The 20,709-nt window shown below is 68.3% G+C and carries 6 protein-coding genes; all 6 read left to right on the forward strand.

Going from position 1 to position 20,709, the window contains the following annotated elements; genetic code table 11:
* Nucleotides 1-8 precede the first annotated feature (8 nt).
* Nucleotides 9-3,299 carry an SNF2-related protein gene (locus ACIBJG_RS00670; RefSeq protein ID WP_399302438.1) on the forward strand — a complete coding sequence of 1,097 codons (3,291 nt, stop codon included), beginning with the start codon at nucleotides 9-11 and terminating at the stop codon, nucleotides 3,297-3,299.
* The gene (locus tag ACIBJG_RS00675) at nucleotides 3,296-8,779 is read left to right on the forward strand and encodes a hypothetical protein (RefSeq protein WP_399302440.1); all 5,484 of its coding nucleotides are present in this window, start codon (nucleotides 3,296-3,298) and stop codon (nucleotides 8,777-8,779) included. The genes ACIBJG_RS00670 and ACIBJG_RS00675 overlap by 4 nt, the downstream gene beginning before the upstream one ends.
* The gene (locus ACIBJG_RS00680) at nucleotides 8,776-15,630 is read left to right on the forward strand and encodes a DEAD/DEAH box helicase (protein WP_399302441.1); all 6,855 of its coding nucleotides are present in this window, start codon (nucleotides 8,776-8,778) and stop codon (nucleotides 15,628-15,630) included. The genes ACIBJG_RS00675 and ACIBJG_RS00680 overlap by 4 nt, the downstream gene beginning before the upstream one ends.
* A complete protein-coding gene (locus ACIBJG_RS00685) occupies nucleotides 15,627-17,966 on the forward strand; it encodes a UvrD-helicase domain-containing protein (protein ID WP_399302443.1) in 2,340 nt (779 codons plus the stop codon). The genes ACIBJG_RS00680 and ACIBJG_RS00685 overlap by 4 nt, the downstream gene beginning before the upstream one ends.
* Nucleotides 17,967-18,275: 309 nt before the next feature.
* Nucleotides 18,276-19,565 (forward strand): DUF262 domain-containing protein, encoded by a 1,290-nt coding sequence (locus tag ACIBJG_RS00690; RefSeq protein ID WP_399302445.1) that lies wholly within the window; start codon nucleotides 18,276-18,278, stop codon nucleotides 19,563-19,565.
* Nucleotides 19,566-19,567: 2 nt separating this feature from the next.
* Entirely contained in the window at nucleotides 19,568-20,692 is a 1,125-nt protein-coding gene (locus tag ACIBJG_RS00695) for a DUF3696 domain-containing protein (protein WP_399302447.1), read from the forward strand.
* Nucleotides 20,693-20,709 lie beyond the last annotated feature (17 nt).

A 20,709-nucleotide genomic window follows, 5' to 3' on the forward strand; every position in this document is an offset into this window, starting at 1 on the left:
CGCCGCCCGTGGCACGCGAGAACTATGTGGAAGAAGCGGTGGGGAGCGGTATGCGGGACATCAGGGACGATGAGGAAGCGGAGCGGTTCGTGAGCGGTTCGGCGGCGGTCGGTGTCGCGGCCACGGGGCAGGGGACCTTCGACTCGGTGTCCCGCGAGCTGGTCGCGGAGGATGCTTCCGCCGACACCCCGGCCGGTTCCGTGCCGGGCTCGCACCGCCCCAGGTTCGCCCCCGGCTCCCAGGTACTGGTCCGCGACGAGCAGTGGCTGGTGAAGAAGGTCGCCGACACACCGCACGACGGCTGGATGGTCGAGGTCACCGGCGTCTCCTCCCTCGTGCGCGGCACGGACGCCGTCTTCTACGAGAAGCTCGACCACATCGAGCCGCTCGACCCGGACCGGACGCGTCTGGTCCCCGACTCCTCCCCGAACCACCGCAAGGCGCGCCTCTACCTGGAGGCGGTCATCCGCAAGACCGCACTGTCGCAGACCGAGCAGGGGCTCGCACTGGCCGACAACTTCCTCATGGACCAGCAGACGCACCAGCTCCGCCCCGCTCAGCTGGCCCTGTCCATGGAGAACCCCCAGCCCCGCGTGCTCGTCGCGGACGTGGTGGGCCTCGGCAAGACCCTGGAGATCGGCATCATCCTTGCCGAGCTGATCCGCCGGGGCCGTGGCGAGCGCATCCTCGTGGTGACCCCGGCGCATGTCCTGGAGCAGTTCCAGCGCGAGCTGTGGACCCGCTTCTCCATTCCGCTCGTCCGCCTCGACTCCACCGGCATCCAGCGGATCCAGCAGGACATCCCGGCCGGCCGGAACCCGTTCGCCTACTTCAAGCGGGCGATCATCTCCGTGGACACCCTCAAGAGCGACGTCTACGCCCACCACCTGGAGAACACCGAATGGGACGCCGTCGTCATCGACGAGTCCCACAACCTGGTCAACAAGGGAACGAAGAACAACGCCCTTGCCCGCCTCCTGGCCCGCCGGACCGACGCCCTCGTCCTTGCCTCCGCCACCCCGCACAACGGCGAAGGGGAGTCCTTCGCCGAACTGATCGGCATGCTGGACGAGGCGGCGATCGCGGACCACTCCGCTTACGACGTGAAGGACCTGGGGCACCTCTACATCCGGCGCACCAAGACCGACCCCGAGGTACGCGATTCCCTCAAGGGCGTCTGGGCGGACCGCGGCCCGTCCCAGCCGGTGATCGCCAAGGCCACCGCGAAGGAGACGGCCGTCCTGGAGGAGCTGGCCGCGCGCTGGATTCCGCGCGACCGGGCGGCCTCGTCCGTGTGCGTGGACTCGATGGTCGCCTACAACCTGCTGAAGGCGTTCCTCTCCTCCCACCGGGCCCTACAGGTCTCGATCGAGGCACGAGTGAAGACCCTCGACAAGCCCCTGAAGGGCCGCAGGGGTCAGGACCCGGCCAAGCTGGAGGCCGCGCGAAAGATCGAGCGCGCGGCGATCGTCGACCTGGCGCGCGTCGCGGGCGATCTCGGCGACGACGACTCGGCGAAGCTCGACGCCCTGGTCGAGGCGCTGAAGGAGATCGGTGTCGGCCCCGGATCGGACACCCGGGTCGTGGTCTTTTCCGAACGCGTCCCCACCCTGAAGTGGCTGGCCGAGACCGTCCCGGCCCGCCTCGGCTTCCGCCCGGCGAAGCAGCTGGAGCAGGGCGAGAAGAAGACCAAGCCGTGGAAGGCGTACGGCGGGGTCGTCGAGGTCATGCACGGCGACGCGACGGGCGAGGACGAACAGAAGCGCATCGTCGAGGACTTCGGCCTGCGCACGACACCCGTACGGCTCCTGTTCACCGGCGATGTCGCCTCCGAAGGCGTCAACCTGCACCAGCAGTGCCACCAACTGATCCACTACGACCTGCCCTGGTCGCTGATCCGCATCGAGCAGCGCAATGGCCGCATCGACCGGTACGGGCAGGAGAAGAAGCCCCAGTTCCGGGCCCTGGTGCTCACCAGTGACGTGGAGTGGCGCACCGACGACGAGACCGGTGAACCGCTGCCGCTGGACGACCGCCTGGTCGGCGCCAAGCTCCTCGCCCGCGAGGAGGAGGCCCACCGCATCGAGGGCACCGCGGAGGCGGTCACCGGGATCTACCGGGCGAAGGAGGAGGACGACCGGCTGACCCGTGACCTCATCGCCGGTCGCACCGTCGAGGAGTCGATCAAGCAGTCCTCGGCGGGCGGAGGCGTCAAGGCCGTGCTCGGTCGTCTGATGGGCAACGTCGGGGCGAAGAAGAAGACGGACGACGTGCCGCGTGCCACCGTCCCCAGCCTGTTCGGCACGGGCGGCGGTACAGACGCGACGTCCGGCTACTTCGACGAGGCCCTCCGACAGGTCTGCCATCCCATCAGCCCGGACATCGCGCTCAAGCTGCGGCGTGAGAAGGACGGCACGATCGCCTTCGAGCCGCCGTCGGATCTCCTTCACCGGCTGAAGGCCCTTCCCAAGTCGTATCTCACCGAGCAGCAGATCCTCCCCACGGCGAACAAGGAAGGCCGCATCCGCCTCACCTTCGACAAGGGCCTCGCCGCCAAGCGGCTCAAGGTGGCCCGTGAGGACTCCGCCAGCCAGTGGCCCAACGTCAGTTACGTCTCCGACGTGCATCCCGTCCTGGACTGGGTCACCGACAAGGCGCTCGCGGCGCTCCGCCACGACGAGGCGTTCGTGCTCGCTTTCGATCCCGACCACGACAAGGCGGCCGATATCGATCCGGAGCTGGCCGCCGCACTCGACGGCCCCGTCTATCTGCTCCAGGGCATCTACTCGAACAAGGCCGGGCGTCCCACCGTCGTGGAGTGGATGGCCGTCACCGGTCTCCCCGACGCCCCCCGCGTCCACCGGATCGATGACGCCTTCCTCGCTGCCTGCCGGGTGGGCCCCAGCATGCCGGGCCGTGCCACCCCGGTGAACCTCGGGCTCCTCCAGTCGCGCGTGCCGGACGCGGTCGCCGAGGCCCGGCGCTTCCTGACCGACCGCGAGGGCGCGTACGCGCGGGAGATCGATGCCGTTCTCGCTCCGTACGAGAAGCGCGTCACGGAGTGGCAGCAGACGGCGCTGTTCACGCCGGCTGCCCGCCGATCGTCCAAGGTCAAACAGGACGTCGACCTCACAGCGAGCAGGCGCAAGACGCTGGTCCGGTCCCTGCGAACCTCCGGCGCGCCGCTGCTGCGGCTCCTCGCCGTCCTCGAACCTCTTGCCGCCACGTCGGCATCGCGGCCCACCGCCGTACCCGCCGAGACCGCCACGCCCGACGCCGGAGAGACGACCGCCCGATGAGCACCGACTTCGATTCCTTCTCCAACCGCGGCGAGTACCTGTCCGCGCACTACTTCGCCGAGCAGCTCGCCGACGGCCTGAAGAAGGGCGTCTTCGCGGCCTGGGCGGACCGTGAGTCCGACGAGAACGACGACCGCGTCACGCCGCGCGTCGCCCTGCGTGGCCTGCGGTCCGTCTACCTCGACGAAAAGTACCGCGGGTTCTTCGCTGAGCAGGCCAAGGCGGACACCGAGGAGGACGAGCGCCCCGACGCAGTGGGCTACGAGAAGTTCTTCCACACCTACCAGGACGAGGAGTGGAGCGAACGCGTCGAGGACTGGCACCGCAAGGTGCTCGCCGCCCTCGGATATGCACAGGCGGGTGCCGAGTCCGGTCCGCGCGAGCTGACCGTCCACCGGGCCGGGCGCGAACACACCGTCCCCGTCGCCTGGCACGGCGACGGCATCGTCGCCGTCGACTGCGGCTGGTCCGCGAGCAACGACACCGCCCTGGACGCCGACTCCTACGGCCGTTTGCTGCACCCGGTGCGGACGGTGGGCAGCGGCGAGACCTACGAGTCGGGGTACGCACTCGCCACCTGGCTGTTCCAGAGCGAGCTGGGCGGCGAGGGCGGCAGCGCCCCGCGCTTCGTGCTGCTGCTCTGCGGCGGCGTGATCGTCCTCGCCGACCGGCAGGCGTGGGGCGAGGGCCGCTACCTGGCCGCCAATCTCGACGCCGCCCTGGAGCGCTACGACCGCAGGCAGTCCGGCGAACTCGCCACGATCGCTGGCCTGTTCAGTCACGACGCACTCGCACCGGCCGAGGACGGCAAGGGCCCCGCCATCGACGCCCTCGTCAAGGCGTCCCGCGACAACGCGGTCGGCGTCTCCGGCGAGCTGCGCCAGGGCCTCCAGAAGTCCGTCGAGATCATCGCCAACGAGGTCCTGGCCCGCCTGGAGGAGACGGGTCTCGAACCGCGCGACCTCGAAACGCCCGGAGACCCCTTCGCACGGCAGCTCACCCGCGAGGCCCTGCGCTACCTCTACCGGGTCCTGTTCCTCCTGTACGCCGAGGCCCGCCCCGAACTGGGCATCCTCCCGGCCGACGACGGGACCTACGAGGCCGGTTACTCGGTGGCCCGCCTCCGCGACCTCGTCGAGCGGGACGCGCAGCTGACGGACGAGACGGCTCGCCAGGGATTCCACCTGCACGCCTCCCTCGACCTCCTGTTCAACAAGGTCAACTACGGCCACCGGCAGTACGGCACCGAGCCCTGGGACGAGCATCCCGAAGACGACGCGGAGACCCGCAAGAAGAAGGCCCGGCAGCGCAGCGAGGGCCGCGGCCTGCGCTTCGAACCCCTGCGCAGCGAACTTTTCGAACCGGCATCGGTGAGACTCATCGGCCTCGGCACCCGCGACCCGCGCCGCGACGAGGAGGGCCCCGAAGGCCCGGCCTGGCTCGACCTGCGGCTGCGCAACAGCGCCCTGCACGAGGTGCTGCGCCTGCTCACCATGAAGAAGGCCAAGCGACGCGGCGAACGCGGCGGCTTCATCTCGTACCGCAACCTCGGTATCAACCAGCTGGGTGCGGTCTACGAGGGCCTGATGTCGTACACCGGCATCATCGCCGAGGAGGAACTGAGCGAGGTCGCCAAGGGCGGTGACCCGGAGAAGGGCTCCTGGCTGGTCCCCTCGCACCGGCTCAAGGAGTACCCGGAGAACACCCGGGTCGAGTACGACGAGCGGGACCGGGAGGAGAAGGGCCTGCGCGGGCCGAAGAAGTACCCGGCCGGGACCTTCGTCTACCGTCTCGCCGGCCGCGACCGGGAGACCTCGGCCTCGTACTACACCCCTGAGTCGCTGACCCAGGTCACCGTCGAGCTGGCGCTCAAGCACCGTCTGGACCAGGAGAAGGACGCCGAGGGGAACGTCGTAAAGACGCGGGCCTCGGAGCTGCTGAAGTACCGCATCTGCGAGCCGGCACTCGGTTCCGGGGCGTTCCTCAACGAGGCGATCAACCAGGTCGCCGAGGAGTATCTGCGGCGACGGCAGGACGAGTTGGGTACGTCGATCCCGACATCCGAGGCGCTGACGGAGAAGCAGAAGGTCAAGGCGTACATCGCGCTACACAACGCGTACGGCGTAGACCTCAACTCGACGGGAGTCGAGCTCGCCGAGGTGTCGTTGTGGCTCAACACCATGCACCCGGGGATGCGGGCCCCGTGGTTCGGGCTTCACCTGCGGCGGGGCAACTCGCTGATCGGTGGGCGTCGTTCGGTGTACGCGGCGGGGGATGTCGCGCCGTGGAAGGGCAAGGCGCTCTGGCTGAACGCCAAGGGCACCCAGGCGCCGACCCCGCTGCCGTTCCGGAACAACGAGGCGGGCGGGGAGTGGCAGCCGTTGCCGGACGGGGCGGTGCACCAGTTCCTGCTGCCCACGCCTGGTTGGGCGGCGGTGACGGGTGCGAGCGGCGACGCGAAGAAGCTGCTGGGTCAGTTGGCGGGGGACGGTGTCGACCGGCTCAAGGACTGGAAGAAGGGCATCCTCCAGAAGCCGAAGCGGCGGCTGAACGCCAAGACGGGCGAGCCGATCCTTGTGGGGAAGACGGGCCGCGAGACGACCTCCCAGTACACGAAGTTGAGGGATGCGGCACGACGTGCGGAGTTCCTGTGGTCGCTCGTCGTCAAGCGGATGGAGCTGTCGGAGCGGGAGATCGCCCGGACCGTCGAGGTGTGGGGAGCGGAGCCGGAGAAGGACGGGGAGTTCTCGTTCCTGCGCCAGGCTGCGGGCGGCGCGGCGGAGGACAGCGGCGCCCGGCTGTCGAAGGAGAAGGTGTACGCCGAGCTCTTCAAGGCCGTGGGGTCACCGTACTGGCGGCTGAAGCAGGTCATGGACGCCTGGTGCGCGCTGTGGTTCTGGCCGACGGGTGAGGCTGCGCTGCTGGATGGCAGTGCGTCGGAGTACGACCCGAAGGAGGCGGTGAACGCTGCCGAGCTCCTGGGGGAGATGTTCGGGGCCGCGGGGCCGGTGGGCGGCGATGAGGAGCTTGTGACGGGGGAGCGGCCTGAGGCTGGTGCGGTGGATGAGCCGACGCGCCTGGACGTTGTTCCGGTGGCGCGTTTCACCGAGCAGACCACGCTGTTCGCGACCGAATCCGGCGTGCAGGAATCGCTGCTCTTCGCGGACGCCGGGGGCGACGTGGGGGCGAGCAAGCCTGCCCCGGCGAAGCCGAGGAAAGCGTCCGCGAAGCCCACCCCGCGCGCCTGGCGGGACGCCATTCCGTTGGTGGACCTCGATGACTGGATCGACTTCCTGGAAGCGATGCTCGGCACGGTCGAGATCGACGAGAACGACCTGCTCACGGATTTCGCCCACCTCGATGCGCTCAAGGACTTTGAGCTGAGCCTTCCGTACCTGCTGGGGATGGACCTCAAGCATCCGGAGGAGCGGTTCCCGTGGATGCGGGTGGTCACCGACATTGCGGAGGAGCAGGGCTTTCTGCACTGGGAGTTGGACTTCGGGCTGGCCTTCGCGGAGGGCGGAGGGTTCGATCTGCACGTGGGCAACCCGCCGTGGGTCGAAGTCTCGTGGAACGCCGAGGCCAGTTTTGCTGAGTTTGAGCCGATCATGGCCCTTGGCGACAAGCTGACCCAGGAGCAACAGGAGAAGATCGAGTCGAAGGTCCTTGCCGAAACGCGACAGCGGAATCAGATTCTTTGGGAACTTTGTAGCGACGACGCTGTGGCCGCTTTTTGCGCCTCCGGTGCAACATTCCCCTTGCTCGCAGGAACTGCTGCTCACCTTCATACTCGCTTTATGGTGCAGACGTGGAACCACTCGAGCGAGCACGGGACGGTCGGCCTCGTACATCCCGATGGGCATTTGCGTGGCAAGCGGACTGGTCCGATGCGCGCTGAGGCCTACCACCGGCTGCGTGTTCACGGAGCATATGTAAACGTCGGCAACTGGGCTTTCCCGCAGCCGGTCGGGCACAAAAAGGACTTCGCGACAAATATCTATGGTCCCCGGCAGGGAATCAACTTTAAGCATCTGAGTTACCTGTACCGGGCCGAGGTCCTCACCGAGTCCCTGCGTCACGATGGCAGCGGCCCCGAACCGGGTATCAAGCACGACGGCGGATTCGACCGGCGCCCCCATCGCGCCCGCATCATCGACGTCAACCTCGACACACTCGCCCGTTGGCATGTACAGCAGGGCAACACGCTGCCGGTTGAGCAGACGGACGTCATGTACCCGCTCACGAGGAGTGAGGAGCAGGCAATCGAAGCCATGATCAGCTACCCGGTACGGTTGAAGCCTGGCGAGATCAGTATGAGTACTGGTTACCACGAAGCCAACGACCGTGACGCCGGATTCGTGGAGTGGGGCAATGGGCGCCCCGAAGGTTGGGGCGAGGCAATCATGCACGGCCCGCACCTTGGGCCTGCCAACCCGTTCCACAAAGAGGATCCGAATCTCAGCTCTAGCGGCAAGCGCATCGACCTCACAAATATTTCCGTCTCCTTTATCCCGGCTACCAAGATGATCCGTAACTGCAGCAGAGAGAAGTTCGAGTCGAAGGAGAGTGCGTGGAAAGACTGGCAGGGAACTTCGCATGCGCAGCACTATCGCCTAGCCTTTCGTCGTCGTAACGACGGGAAGACGGAACGCGTTCTCAACGCGGCAGTTATCCCCCCCGGTTCGACGCACGTGAACGCTGTGCACACCTTGGCGTTTGCGGACTATGCGCAGTTGCTCTTGACTTCGGGTTTCTGGGCGGCCATTCCCCAGGACTATGTGCTAAGGGCATTCGGCATCGGAGATCTCTACGAGAGTGCCGCTCTGCGACTGCCTGCGCCTGGCATTGAGGATCACCCGCTACGTACAGCACTCCTCCTCCGCGCAGCCCGCCTGAACTGCTTGTCGGACGCTTATTCCCCTCTGTGGGGGAATCAATTTAATTTGGAATGGTTGCAGGAGCAGTGGGTCTGCAAATGGCCTGGCCTCGCACCTCTTTCTGGTGTCAACGAGACTTGGACTAAGCGCACTGCACTGCGCACGGAGTACGCCCGCCGCGCGGCTCTCGTTGAGATCGATGCTCTTGTGTCTGTATGGATCGGCATGACCGCCAATGCTCTTGTTGCGGCCTACCGTGCACGCCTCTCGGTGCTGTCGGAGCGGGAGGATCAACTCTGGTTCGATGCAGAGGGGCGTCAACTGGCCGCTAATGCCGGTGCGTACGGGATCGGTCAGGTCAAAGAGAACTGGCAACAGTACGAGGCCTACATGGCCGACCCCGCCTTCAAAGCCCACCAGGAAGACCCCACCACCAACCCCGCCCCCCAGACCCCCGTCCCCGACGGCTACACCGCCCCCTTCTACAAGGCCGACCGCGAGACCGAGATGCGTGCGGCGCACGCCTACTTCCAGAAGCGCCTCGACGCCGCCGTGGCCGCCGGCGAATGGGACCCGGTCACCCAGGAGGTGCCCAAGCCGTGAGGCCGACGCTCGAAGCGGAAGGGCTCAAGGAGAGCCTGCTCCAGTACCTGTCCACCACCTACGCGCTCACTGACGAGGGCGCGCGGCAGGCGTTGCACCGATTCCTGGGGGACGACAACTCCGGCATGTTCCGGGGGCCGTTCCTTCGGCTGCGTACCCCGTTTGTCGATGCGGACCCGTCCTGGGAGGAGTACCTGGACTGGCGGCGCACCGACGGCTGGAAGCCGTACGCGCATCAGGCTGTCGCCTTCGAGCGGCTGTCCTCCGCCGGCGGCCGTACGCCCCGGCCGACGCTCGTCACTACCGGTACCGGGTCCGGCAAGACGGAGTCGTTCCTCTACCCCGTGCTCGACCATTGCGCGCGCGAGCGGGCGGCAGGGCGTGGCGGGGTGAAGGCCGTGTTCCTGTACCCGATGAACGCGCTCGCCACCGACCAGGCGCAGCGCATCAACGGCCTGCTCAGCGAGCACCCCGAACTGGGCAAGGTGCGGGCCGGGTTGTACATCGGTGACCGGGCGTCCACCCGGTACGGGCGGGTGTTCACCGACCGGTCCGACATGCAGGTGACGCCGCCGGACATCCTGATCACCAACTACAAGATGCTGGACCTGTTGCTCCAGCGCGCTGCCGACGCCTCGCTGTGGGCGGACGCCGACATCCGCTATGTGGTGGTCGACGAGTTCCACACGTATGACGGCGCTCAGGGCACCGACGTGGCGATGCTGCTCCGTCGGCTCGCCTCCGCCGTCGGGGCCTCGGAGAAGGGGCGCCCGCTGGGGCGCATCTGCCCGGTTGCCACCTCGGCGACCCTCGCGTCGGGGACGGACGCCGACGGAGTGCGGCAGCTGCTCGACGTGGCGACCGAGGTGTTCGGTACCGAGTTCCTCGCCGACTCGATCATCGGGGAACAGCGGCTGACCGTCGATGAGTTCGTGCCGCGTGCCGATTACGACCCCCTCGTTCCCACTCCGACTCCCGACGAGCTGGCGGCGCTGCCCGACCCCACGCTCGGCGAGGAGGAGTTCGCCGCGCTCGCCGAGGCCGTCACCGGTAGCAGGGACACCGACCCGCACGCGCTCGGCCGGGTCCTGAAGCGGCACCCGCTGACCTCGGCCGTGCTGCACGCCCTGGACGGGCAGGTGCGTCCCGTGCCCGAGGTCCTCGACCTGATGTGGCGCAGTGGCGCGCAGTCCTGGGGGCGGACCATCACGCTGCGTCCCGAGGTGGCGGCGAAGGCGCTCGCCCGCTTCGTCGCCCTGCTGTCCGTGGCCCGTGACCCGGCGTCCACGCCTGAGAAGCCGCGCCCCTTCGTGCAGGTCGAGGTGCACCAGTGGGCCCGGTCCGTGTCCCGCCTCGTACGGGGCGTGTTGCCGTGGCCGAAGGCCGAGTTCCAGTGGGACGCGGCCGGCACGCCGGAGACCTCCGAGGGTGGAGCGGTGCACACCGCGCCGGTGACCACGGCGACCGCCGGGCAGACCGCGAACCTGTTCCTGCCCGCCGTGTACTGCCGTGACTGCGGTCGCTCCGGCTGGGCGGTCTTCACTCCGGAGTCCGACGACCTGGACGTTGAGGTCGACACGCACAAGATCCGGCGGGCCTCGGTCAGCCAGGACAAGATGCGGGTCCGCAACCTGATCGCCGCCACCGAGGGGGAAGCGAAGGAGGGATCCGGGGCCTCGCCCATGGAGGGCGCGGGCCGCGCCGCCGGGCGGGCCGACGCGAACGCGCTCAGCGTGTCCGGGGCCGGGCAGCTCCGTGTCCTGGACGGACCCAAGCGCAGGCTGCGGCTGCCGGACCCGGTGGGGGACTACGACCCTGAGACGGGCAGCCCCCGCCTCGCCGGATCCGACTCCGCGTTCGTCCTCGTGTTCCTGGGAGAGACCGCGACCCGCGCCGCCGAGGACGACTGGTGCCCGGCCTGTGGCTCGCGCAACACGATCCGCTTCCTCGGCACCGGCGCCGCCGCCCTGGCCGCCGCCTCCGTCACCCAGCTGTTCACCGGCGGGGAGCTCGACGAGGAGCAGGGTGAGACGAAGACCCTGATGTTCAACGACTCGGTGCAGGACGCCGCGCACCGGGCGGGATTCGTGGCGAGCCGTTCGTACACCTTCTCGCTGCGCGCCCTGTTCAAGAGCCACCTGTCCGAGGACAGACCGACCGCGCTGAACGACCTGATCGCCGACGTGGTCGACGCGACCACCGACCGTACGACGCTCGCCGCCGTCGTTCCCACCGACCTGCACGACTTCAAGGGCGTGAAGCGGCTGTTGTCCGGCGAAGGCCAGGGTGGTGACCACAAGACCTGGGAGCTGATCGGGGAGCGGTTCGCGTTCGAGGCGCTGATGGAGTTCGGGTTCCGGTCCCGTAACGGCCGCACCCTGGAACTCACCCGGACCGCCGCCGCCCAGGTGCGCATAGCCGATCCGGCCGCCGCCATCGAGCTCGTACGTACCGCGCACACCTCGCCGTACGGAAAGGGCGGCCAACTGCCCGTTCCCGACGCACTGGAAGACGCGCGGTACCTCGGCTTCCTGCGGATCTTCCTGGAACGGCTGCGGACCCGGGGCGCCATCGGCCACCGCTGGCTGGACGGATACCTGAGGGAAGCCGGCACCAGCCGTTACTACATCTGGGGCAAGCGGCCCGCCGGTATGCGGGCCTTCCCCAAGGGCATCGCCGCACCCGTGTTCCTGCTGAGCGCGCCGAAGACCAAGAGCGAGTTCGACTTCGCCACCGGACGGCTCTCCTGGCCCGAGCGGTGGGCGCAGCGCAGCCTCGGGCTGCCGCGCGAGCAGGCCGCCGAATTCTGGTCCCGGCTGCTGCCCGAACTCGTCGCCGCCGGACTGCTCGCCGTACGCACGCCGGAGGACAGCAGCCTGCGGATCTACGGGCTCAAGCCGGGCGCCGTCGACGTACAGCTTCTGAAGGACGGCGAGGTCAACGAGGCGTTCGTCCGCTGCCCCTCCTGCTTCTGGGAACAGACCGTCCACCCCGGGCTGCTGCCCCAGTGGGACGGCCAGAAGTGCCCCGCCTACCGCTGCCGCACCGGACGCCTCGTCGCCGGAAACCGGCCCGAAGGACTCGGCCGGCACCAGCGCGACCGCGACTACCGCGAGGACTACTACCGCAGGCTCTACCGCAAGGCCGGCACATACCAGGTCATCACCGCCGAACACACCGGCATGCTCACCCGGCCGGAGCGCGAGCGGGTCGAAGCGGCGTTCCGTGACGGCAGCGGGTTCAAGGACCCCAACGTGCTGTCCTGCACCCCCACCCTGGAGATGGGCATCGACATCGGCGACCTGTCGGCCGTCGTGCTCGCCGCGCTGCCCCGCCGCGCCGCCAACTACGCCCAGCAGGTCGGTCGCGCGGGCCGGCGCACCGGCAACGCCTTCCTCCTCACCATCCCCGACCGCAGCCGCCGGGACCTGTACTACCTCGACCAGCCCCGCGACATGATCGCCGGGCAGATCGTGCCGCCGGGCAGCCACCTGTCCGCCATCGAGATCCTGCGCCGCCAGTACCTCGCCCACCTCCTCGACCTCGCCGCGCGGGGCCGGCTGAAGCGGGCCGACGGACGGCCGCTCGCGGCGATCCCGCACGACGCGCCCGCACTGTTCGGCCCCTCCGGATACCTCGCCGATCTTGTGGAGGCCGCGCTCAGTGGTGCCGACGAACTCGTCGAGACGTTCCTCGGCCTCTTCCCCACCGGCGTCAGCCCCAAGGCCGCCGACGATCTCCGTGCCTACGCCGGACGCGGGCTGCGCGGCGCCGTAGAGGAAGCCGGACGGCAGTGGAAGCGCGGCGAGGACGAACTCCGGCGCAGGCTGAAGTTCATCGACGAGGCCGTCCACGAACTCCACGAGAACGACGACGAGCAGCGCATCCGCAAGGTCGAGCTCGAAGCGGAACACCGGGCAGTCGGCAAACGTCTGATGAAACGCGGCCTCACCACCGCACAGCAGGCCCTCTGCGACCTCGGGCTGCTGCCGAACTACGCGCTCATCGACTCCGTCACCACCCTCAACGCCACCCTGTACTGGCCCGACGGCACCGACCCGAAGACCGGCCGGGAACGCTTCGACTCCAAGATGCGCCCCTACGACCGGCCCCGCCGCTACGCGCTGTCCGAACTCGCGCCGGGCAACACGTTCTACGTCAACGGCTACAAGCACCAGATCACCGGCATCGAGATCGGCAGCTCCACCCGGCCCGACTGGACGCCCTGGCGCTTCTGCCGGGATTGCGGCTACGTCCGCACCGAGAACGCCGCCGACGACCGCACCCCGTGCCCGCGCTGCCACAGCACCGGCATCGCCGACGACGGGTCCTGCCTCCACCAGGTGATCGAACCCACCGTCGTCACCTCCCGCGACAAGCGCGACGACGCGCGGATCGGTGACGACAGGGACGACCGCGAACAGCGCTTCTACACCGTCGTCGACGCGGTCGACATCCCGGCCGAGCACATCGAGGCCGGGGCGTCCTGGCGGCACACCCGGGAGACCTTCGGCGTCGACTACTCCCGTAAGGCCGTCATCCGGAAGATCAACGTCGGCCCGCTCCGGTTCGACGCACGCGCCGAGGACGAGCTCGCCGGACACGACATCCGACTGGCGCCCTTCCACGTCTGCACCGCCTGCGGAGCGGCCACCGCCGACGGCAAACCCGTCTTCGACCACGACACCGACGCCCTCGACACCTCCGCCGTGCACAACCCGGCCGTCAAGCACCACCAGCCCTGGTGCCCGCTGCGCCGGGGCAAGAAGGGGCCGGACGCCCCGAAGCAGGAACCGGTGCTCCTCGCCCACCAGCTCACCACCGAGGCCCTGCGCATCCTGCTCCCGGCCGCGACCGTGCTCGTCGACGAGAAGGTCCACTCCTTCCGGGCCGCGCTGCGCCTCGGTGTCGACCGGCACTTCGGCGGTGACCCCGCCCACCTGGACACCACCCTCGCCAGGATGCCCGACAAGGCCACCGGTGAGAAACGACACTTCCTCGTCCTGTACGACCGCCTCCCCGGCGGTACCGGCTACCTTGACCGGCTCACCCGCCCCACCGCCTTCCGCGACACCCTCGCCGAAGCGCGCGCCGTGCTGTTCAACTGCCCCTGCAAGAACGAGGGGCGCCGCGCCTGCCACCGCTGTCTCCACCGCTACGCCGAGGAACGTCACCAGGACGAGGTCTCGCGCCGCGAGGCCCTGGAGATCATCAACAGCCTCCTCGGCCCCGTCGACGAGAACGGCCGCCCGCTGACCGACGACGAGGGCCGGGCCATCGACCACTGGCAGGTCGCGGACGTCCCCACGACCGAGGCGATCGGCCTGGACAAGCAGGTCGAGTCCGACCTGGAGGCCCGCTTCCTCACCGCCCTCCGTACCTGGAGCGACGGCCAGGACGACGCCTCCCTGGAGGAGAGCGGCACACACAGCGGCAACCTGCGCTTCACCGGATCCACGGCGTGGCGGCTGACCGCCCAGCGGGACGAGGAGTTCACCCGCACGGACTTCACCTTCGAAAAGACCAACGGCACTCCCCAGAAGGTGCACGTCTTCCTCGACGGTCACCGCTACCACGCCACCCGTGCGCACAACCGCATCGCGCCCGACTGCAGGAAGCGGGACGAGCTGCGGGCCGGCGGAGCACTCGTCTTCCAGATCACCTGGGACGACATCGAGCTCTTCGAGACGGGCGAACGCGCCAAGGCCCGTCCGGTATGGCCGCCCTACCGACGCACCGGGCAGGACGCCGCCAAGGACCTGTACGAGCAGCTCGGGGGTGAACGCGCCGAACTCGCCGGGGTCGTCTTCGGCAATCCCATCGACACGCTCCTCGGCTACCTCCGCGACCCGTCCCGCACCCGGTGGGGGCGGCGGGCCGAAGCTCTGGTCGGCGGGCTCCTCAGCGACCCCGAACCCCTGGCGCAGAACGTCGACCGCGCGCAGGCCCGCGCAACGCTGCGCGGCGCACTCCGTTCCCTCGCGAGGGGCGCGAGCCCGGAGGACGACGTCGAACCCGTTGCCGAGAGCGGGGAGATCCTCGTCCTCCACGCCACGGACGAGCACGGCCTGCCGCTGCTCTACACCGTCGACCCCTCCGGCGGACCGGACGGGACCGCCGGAGTCGGCTGGGGCGCCATCGCCGTACTCGACGACCACGACGGCGACCAGCTCGGCACCGCCACACACAAACTCCGCTGGCGGTCCTGGCTCTACTGGTCCAACCTCCTGCAGTTCCTCGCCTTCACCGGCGGCGACGGCGTACAGCTCGCCACCAGCCTGGCCGCCGACTTCCCCGTGGACATCCTCCGCGTCGGAGGCGGCGTCGGCGAACTGGAGACACTCATTACCCGGCTGCACCCCGATACGGCTGCGGCAGACCGGGCGGAGAGAGGCCCGACGGCTCCGGCGGAGACCACGGGGCCGGCGGCAGAGGCCGGCCGCTTCCCGGCCACCTCGTCCCCAGGATCCTCTGTTGCCGAGCAGGCACTCGAAGGCCTGCTCCGGGACGCGGCCTGGGACGAGGACATCCTCGAACTCCTCGAAGAGGACGAGCCCGAATCCGACCTCACCCGGCTTGCCAGGAAGCTCGCCGCACGAGGCAAGAAGGCCCCGGTGTTCGGCTACGAACTGGGGGAGCGCGGCTGGCAGGCCGACTTCGCCTGGTCCGGCCATGGCATCAAGATCGCGGTGGTGGTGGACGCCGACGGCCACGACGGCGAGGAACGCCGCAAGCGGGACGATGCGTACACCGGGGACGGCTGGACCGTACGCACGGCCGCCGACTGGCTCGACCACCTCGACACCCTGCTCACCCTGCTCCCCGACACGGAAGGTCCGACCCGCCGATGACCGCACGGCTCAGCCTGTACGAGAAGGCCGAACAGGAGCTGTACAAGCTCGATCGCTCGGTCAAGGGCAAGTTCTACGACTTCTCCCACCGCTTCCGGCAGAACCCCGATCACCCCGGCCTCGACCTCAAGCCGCTCAAGGGCGACGGCCGCGTCTACCGGGCGAAGATCGACCAGTCCTACCGGGCGCTCCTCGCCAAGATCGGCATCGACGGCGACGGCCATGAGAAGTGGCTCGTCGTCGCCGTACGACACCGCAGGCACGTCTACGAAGAACTCTCCGTCGCGATCAACCGCATCACGGGGGAGATCGAGTTCGTCGACCTCTCGGTGGTCGGCCAGAGCGTTCTCCAGCGGGCCGGAATGACGCTCACCCCGGCTGAGCGACCCGAAGCCGGAGACGAGCCGGAGACGCCCGCTCCTGTACCGGCCACGGCAGAACCGGCGGCGATCACGCCCGAGGTGCCGGAGGCCGAGCCACTCCTGGCCGGTCTCGCCCCGGACGACCTCCGGAAGCTCGGCGTCGCCGAACAGCTCATCGGTCTCGCCCTCGCGGTCACCGGGAGCGAGGAGCTCGACGCCCTCGTTTCCGGTGCCCCGCTCCTCACCAAGGACATCCTGTACGGTCTCGCCGCCGGTCTCACCCTCGACGAGGTCCGCAAGGAGATCACCGCACCCGTCGAAGTCGAACTCGACGAGTCCGAGCGGCAGGACCTGGACGCGGCGCTCGCCCGTACCACCGTCACCACCATCGACGACGCCCTCAAGGACGTCCTCGAAGAGGGCGACTTCCGCGCCTGGAAAGTCTTTCTCCACCCCGCCCAGGCCAAGCTCGTCGACCGCCGCCACAGTGGCCCCTTCCGCGTCTCCGGCGGGCCCGGCACCGGCAAGACAATCGTCGCCCTGCACCGGGTCAAGCACTTGGCCGAGAGGCTGCCCCCCGGCCACAACAAGCCGATCCTGCTCACCACCTTCACCAAGAACCTCACCACCGACCTGCGTGCCCGCCTCGCCTCACTCCTCGAACCCGAGCAACTCGCCCGCATCGACATCACGCACATCGACCAGCTCGCCGCCCGTGTTCTCAGCGAGAACACGCTTTCCGGCGCAGGGAAGCAGCGCATCTCCGACAGCGTCGCCCTGAACACCCTCCGCCAGATCCTCGTCGAACTCGACGAGAAGCGCTGGGACGCCGAATTCCTCTACGAGGAATGGGAGCAGGTGATCCTCGGCCAGTCCCTCGGTACCCGCAAGGCGTACTTCGACGCCCGTCGAGCGGGACGCGGCCACTCCGTCAGCCGTCCCGACCGCGCCCGGATCTGGAAGATCCTGGAGCAGTTCACCGCCCGCCTCGACAAGGACAACCGCGAAACCTGGGGCCAGGCCGCCGAACGCGCCGCCCGCTTCGAGATGCAGCGCGCTTTCAAGATCAACGACCGTCAGGAGCACAAGGAAGAGATCGGCGGGAGGGATCTCATCCATCGAGACGACAGCTCCGGCATGTACTACCTCGGTCACCGCTACCAGCACGTCGTCGTCGACGAGGCGCAGGATCTCCGCCCCGCTCACTGGAAGATGCTGCGAGCCATGGTCGCCTCCGACGAGGACGACATGTTCATCGCCGGCGACACCCACCAGCGCATTTACGACCAGCAAGTCACCCTGGGCACCGTCGGAGTCCACATCCGGGGCCGCGCCGCCCGACTCACCCTCAGCTACCGCACCACCCGCGAGATCCTGAACCGCGCCATGGAAGTGGTGAACCCCAAGAGCGCCCAGATCACCTTCGATGACCTCGACGACGGCACGGACAACCTCGACGGCTACCGCTCGGTCCTCCGCGGCCCGGCTCCGGAGCTCGTCCCCTGCGATTCCTGGGACGACGAACTCGTCCAGCTCGCTGCCGCGCTCAAGACCTGGCGAGACGAACTCGCCACCGGCGGAGTCAACGGCAGACCTCGCGACCCGCGCGGCACCATCGCCGTTTGTGTCGCCGACCGCGAGGCCGCCAACCAGGTCATGTACTACCTGGCGACCGAGGCCGGCCTCACCGTCGCCGAACTCACCAAAGACGGCGTCAAGGGCGACGGCGACATCCACGTGGGCACCATGCATCGCTTCAAGGGCCTCGAATACCAGAAACTCGCCATCATCGGTGCGCGGGACGGCGTCATCCCCCGCGCCTCCCTTGTCCAGCGCTACCGCGATACCGATCCGAAGCGTCTTGCTCGCGAGGAACTGAAGGCGCGCTCCCTGCTCTTCGTGGCCGCCACCCGAGCCCGCGACACCCTGCGCATCAGCTGGCACGGGAAGGCGAGTCCGTATCTGCCGAGGTAGTAGGTGAACGCGCTCCGTCGGCGGATTCGCCGTGCGCAAGAAGGCCGCTGCTCCGCCGCGTGCGCGAGAATCGCTCTGGCCAAGCATCGGCAGGCACTGCCCGTACACACCGTTCCACTTCGGTGCAGCCTGCAAAGGAAAGAGAGGATCCGGCGGACGCTGGGCTTCTTCCGGGAGCGGGGCCGGTCAAGGAGCCTAGGAGCCGCCGAACCTGTCGTTCTTGCCGCATGAGGTTCGCGAGAGCCTGTGGGAGACCACGGAGCGCCGGATCACGGCCGGTAGGGTGAGGAGCCAGGACGGACGGACAGAGTGACCCGGCACGACACGAGGGCGAGGGCGACGGACGACATGGCCGCGCTGGAGGACAGCAGCCAGAGGCGCACGCGGGACCAGCGGTCGGTCTACGAGCGTTACCAGGAGGTGCCGGGGGATCTCCCTACCCTGGACGAGCTTTTCGGTCGGGAGACTGCCTCCGACGGGCAGCCCACGGACGTCGAGCGGGAGGCCACCGAGGGTGGTGTCGACGAGATCACTTCGCCTTTCGACCCCGAGCACATCGACATCGAGACCCGCACGACCACAGTCGACCTGCTGATCTCTCGGCTCCGCAACGAGATGATCGACCTCGCGCCCGACTTCCAGCGCCGGGCCGGTATCTGGACCGACGAGAAGCAGAGCCGCTTGATCGAGTCGCTGCTTCTGCGCATTCCCATCCCGTCCTTCTACGCCGCCGAGCAGAAGGACGGCAGCTGGGCCATCGTGGACGGCATCCAACGCCTCACCTCCATCGCTCGCTTCTTCGACGCCGAGACGGTGAACGCGGCACCGTTGACGTTGAAGGGGCTGGAGTACCTGCGTAATTTTGCGGGGGCGGGCTTCCACGACCTCTCCGGCAAGCTTCAGATCCGGCTGCGCGAGACCGAGGTCGTCGTCCACGTCATCAGGCGCGGCACCCCCGAGCCGGTCATGTTCAACGTCTTCGCCCGTATCAACACCGGCGGTGAACCGCTCACCCGCCAGGAGATCCGGCACGCCCTCATCCCGGGCCGCTCCAGAACCTTCCTCGCGGAACTCGCGGCGTCCGAGGAGTTTCGCAGCGCCACCGGTTACAGCGTGGTCGGGGACCGGATGGCCGACCGCGAGATGGTGCTTCGCTTCCTGGCCTTCCGGCTCACACCTCCGGATGGATACCAGAACGGCGACTTCGACGGATTCCTGGGCAAGGCCATGCACCGCATCAACCGCTTCGTACCCGCGGAAGAGGCACAGCTGCGGAACGAGTTCACCCATGCCATGGACGCAGCCCAGGCGATCTTCGGCGTTCATGCCTTCCGCAAGTACCGAGCGGGGCAGCAACGCAAGTCCCCCATCAACAAGGCCCTGTTCGAGACCATTGCGGTGAATCTGGCCGGTCTCGCCCCGCCCCAGCATGATGTGCTGAGGCAGCTGACCGTGCTGGACGCCTTTGCGGACCTGATGGAGGACACCGAGTTCGAACGGTCCATCTCCGTGGCCACCGGAGACCCTAAGAAGGTACAAAAACGGTTCGAAGCCGTACAGGAACTCTTCGAAGACCTCCTTGAACACGGAGATGCCTGACAGTGATCACTCGGCTCACCCTGGTCAACTTCAAGGCGTTCCGCCGCCTCGAACTCCCCATGGGCCCCTTGACCCTGCTCACCGGACTGAACTCCTCCGGCAAGAGCAGTGTCGTCCAGTCCCTCGCCCTGCTTCGCCAGTCGTTCGGGCCCGACCGGGCGACGGCCCCCCGAGGGGGGCTGCTGCTCAACGGCGAGCTGGTGGAGCTCGGAACCGCACGCGACGTCCTGCACGACGACTTCGGTCCCGCTGACGACCTGCTGGCCACCCAAGCGCCTGTGGTGGGTCTCGTTGTCGAAATGGGTGACGCGGTCCGCGTCGCCGCGTTGTACGACGCGGAGCAGCCCGATGAAGACGTGATGGAGGTGCGGGTGTCGCCGGAGCTTCCCCAGTTGCTCGACACGCCGTTCCAGTACCTGCACGCCGATCGCATCACGCCGGCTGTCACCTACCCGCGATCACGGCAGGTAGCCATCGACCGCGGGTTCCTTGGTGTCCGGGGCGAACACACGGTCAACTACCTGCGCCACTTCACTGAGAGAGAGGTCCCCGAAGGGCCATTGCGCCATCCGGGCGCGGCCTCCCCTCAGCTCCTCGATCAAACGGTTGCCTGGATGCAGGAACTCTGCCCCGGTGTGAACCTCCAGGCTTCCGCGATCGAGGGCACCGACTTCGTCCGTCTCTCCTACGGCTTCGGTGGCACCGCCGGTATCAACGCCACCCGGCGTCGCCGACCCACCAATGTCGGCTTCGGCCTGACCTACGCCCTGCCGATCGTGGTCGCCTGCCTCACCGCCACTCCCGAGAGCCTGATCCTGCTGGAGAATCCCGAGGCCCATCTCCACCCCAAGGGGCAGAGCAGGATGGCGGCACTGATCTCGGCGGCCGCTGCTACCGGGGCACAAATGATTGTCGAGACCCACAGCGACCACGTCCTCAACGGAGTCCGCCTTGCCGTCAAACGGGGAGACCTGCGGCCGGACGACGCCCTCATCCACTTCTTCCAGGGCAACGGCTCGGGTGCAGAGGTCATCAGCCCCCGGGTCGACGAGGACGGCATGCTGGCCCAGTGGCCCGAAGGGTTCTTCGACGAGTGGGAGAACTCACTGGATCAGTTGCTGGACTGACGAAGAATAGCCAACGG

The organism is Streptomyces sp. NPDC050422, assembly GCF_044458665.1.
GTDB lineage: Bacteria > Actinomycetota > Actinomycetes > Streptomycetales > Streptomycetaceae > Streptomyces.

Coding starts and splice junctions, on each gene's coding strand:
- ACIBJG_RS00675 (WP_399302440.1), top strand. CDS start 3,296: ATGAGCACCGACTTCGATTCCTTCTCCAACCGCGGCGAGTACCTGTCC.
- ACIBJG_RS00685 (WP_399302443.1), top strand. CDS start 15,627: ATGACCGCACGGCTCAGCCTGTACGAGAAGGCCGAACAGGAGCTGTAC.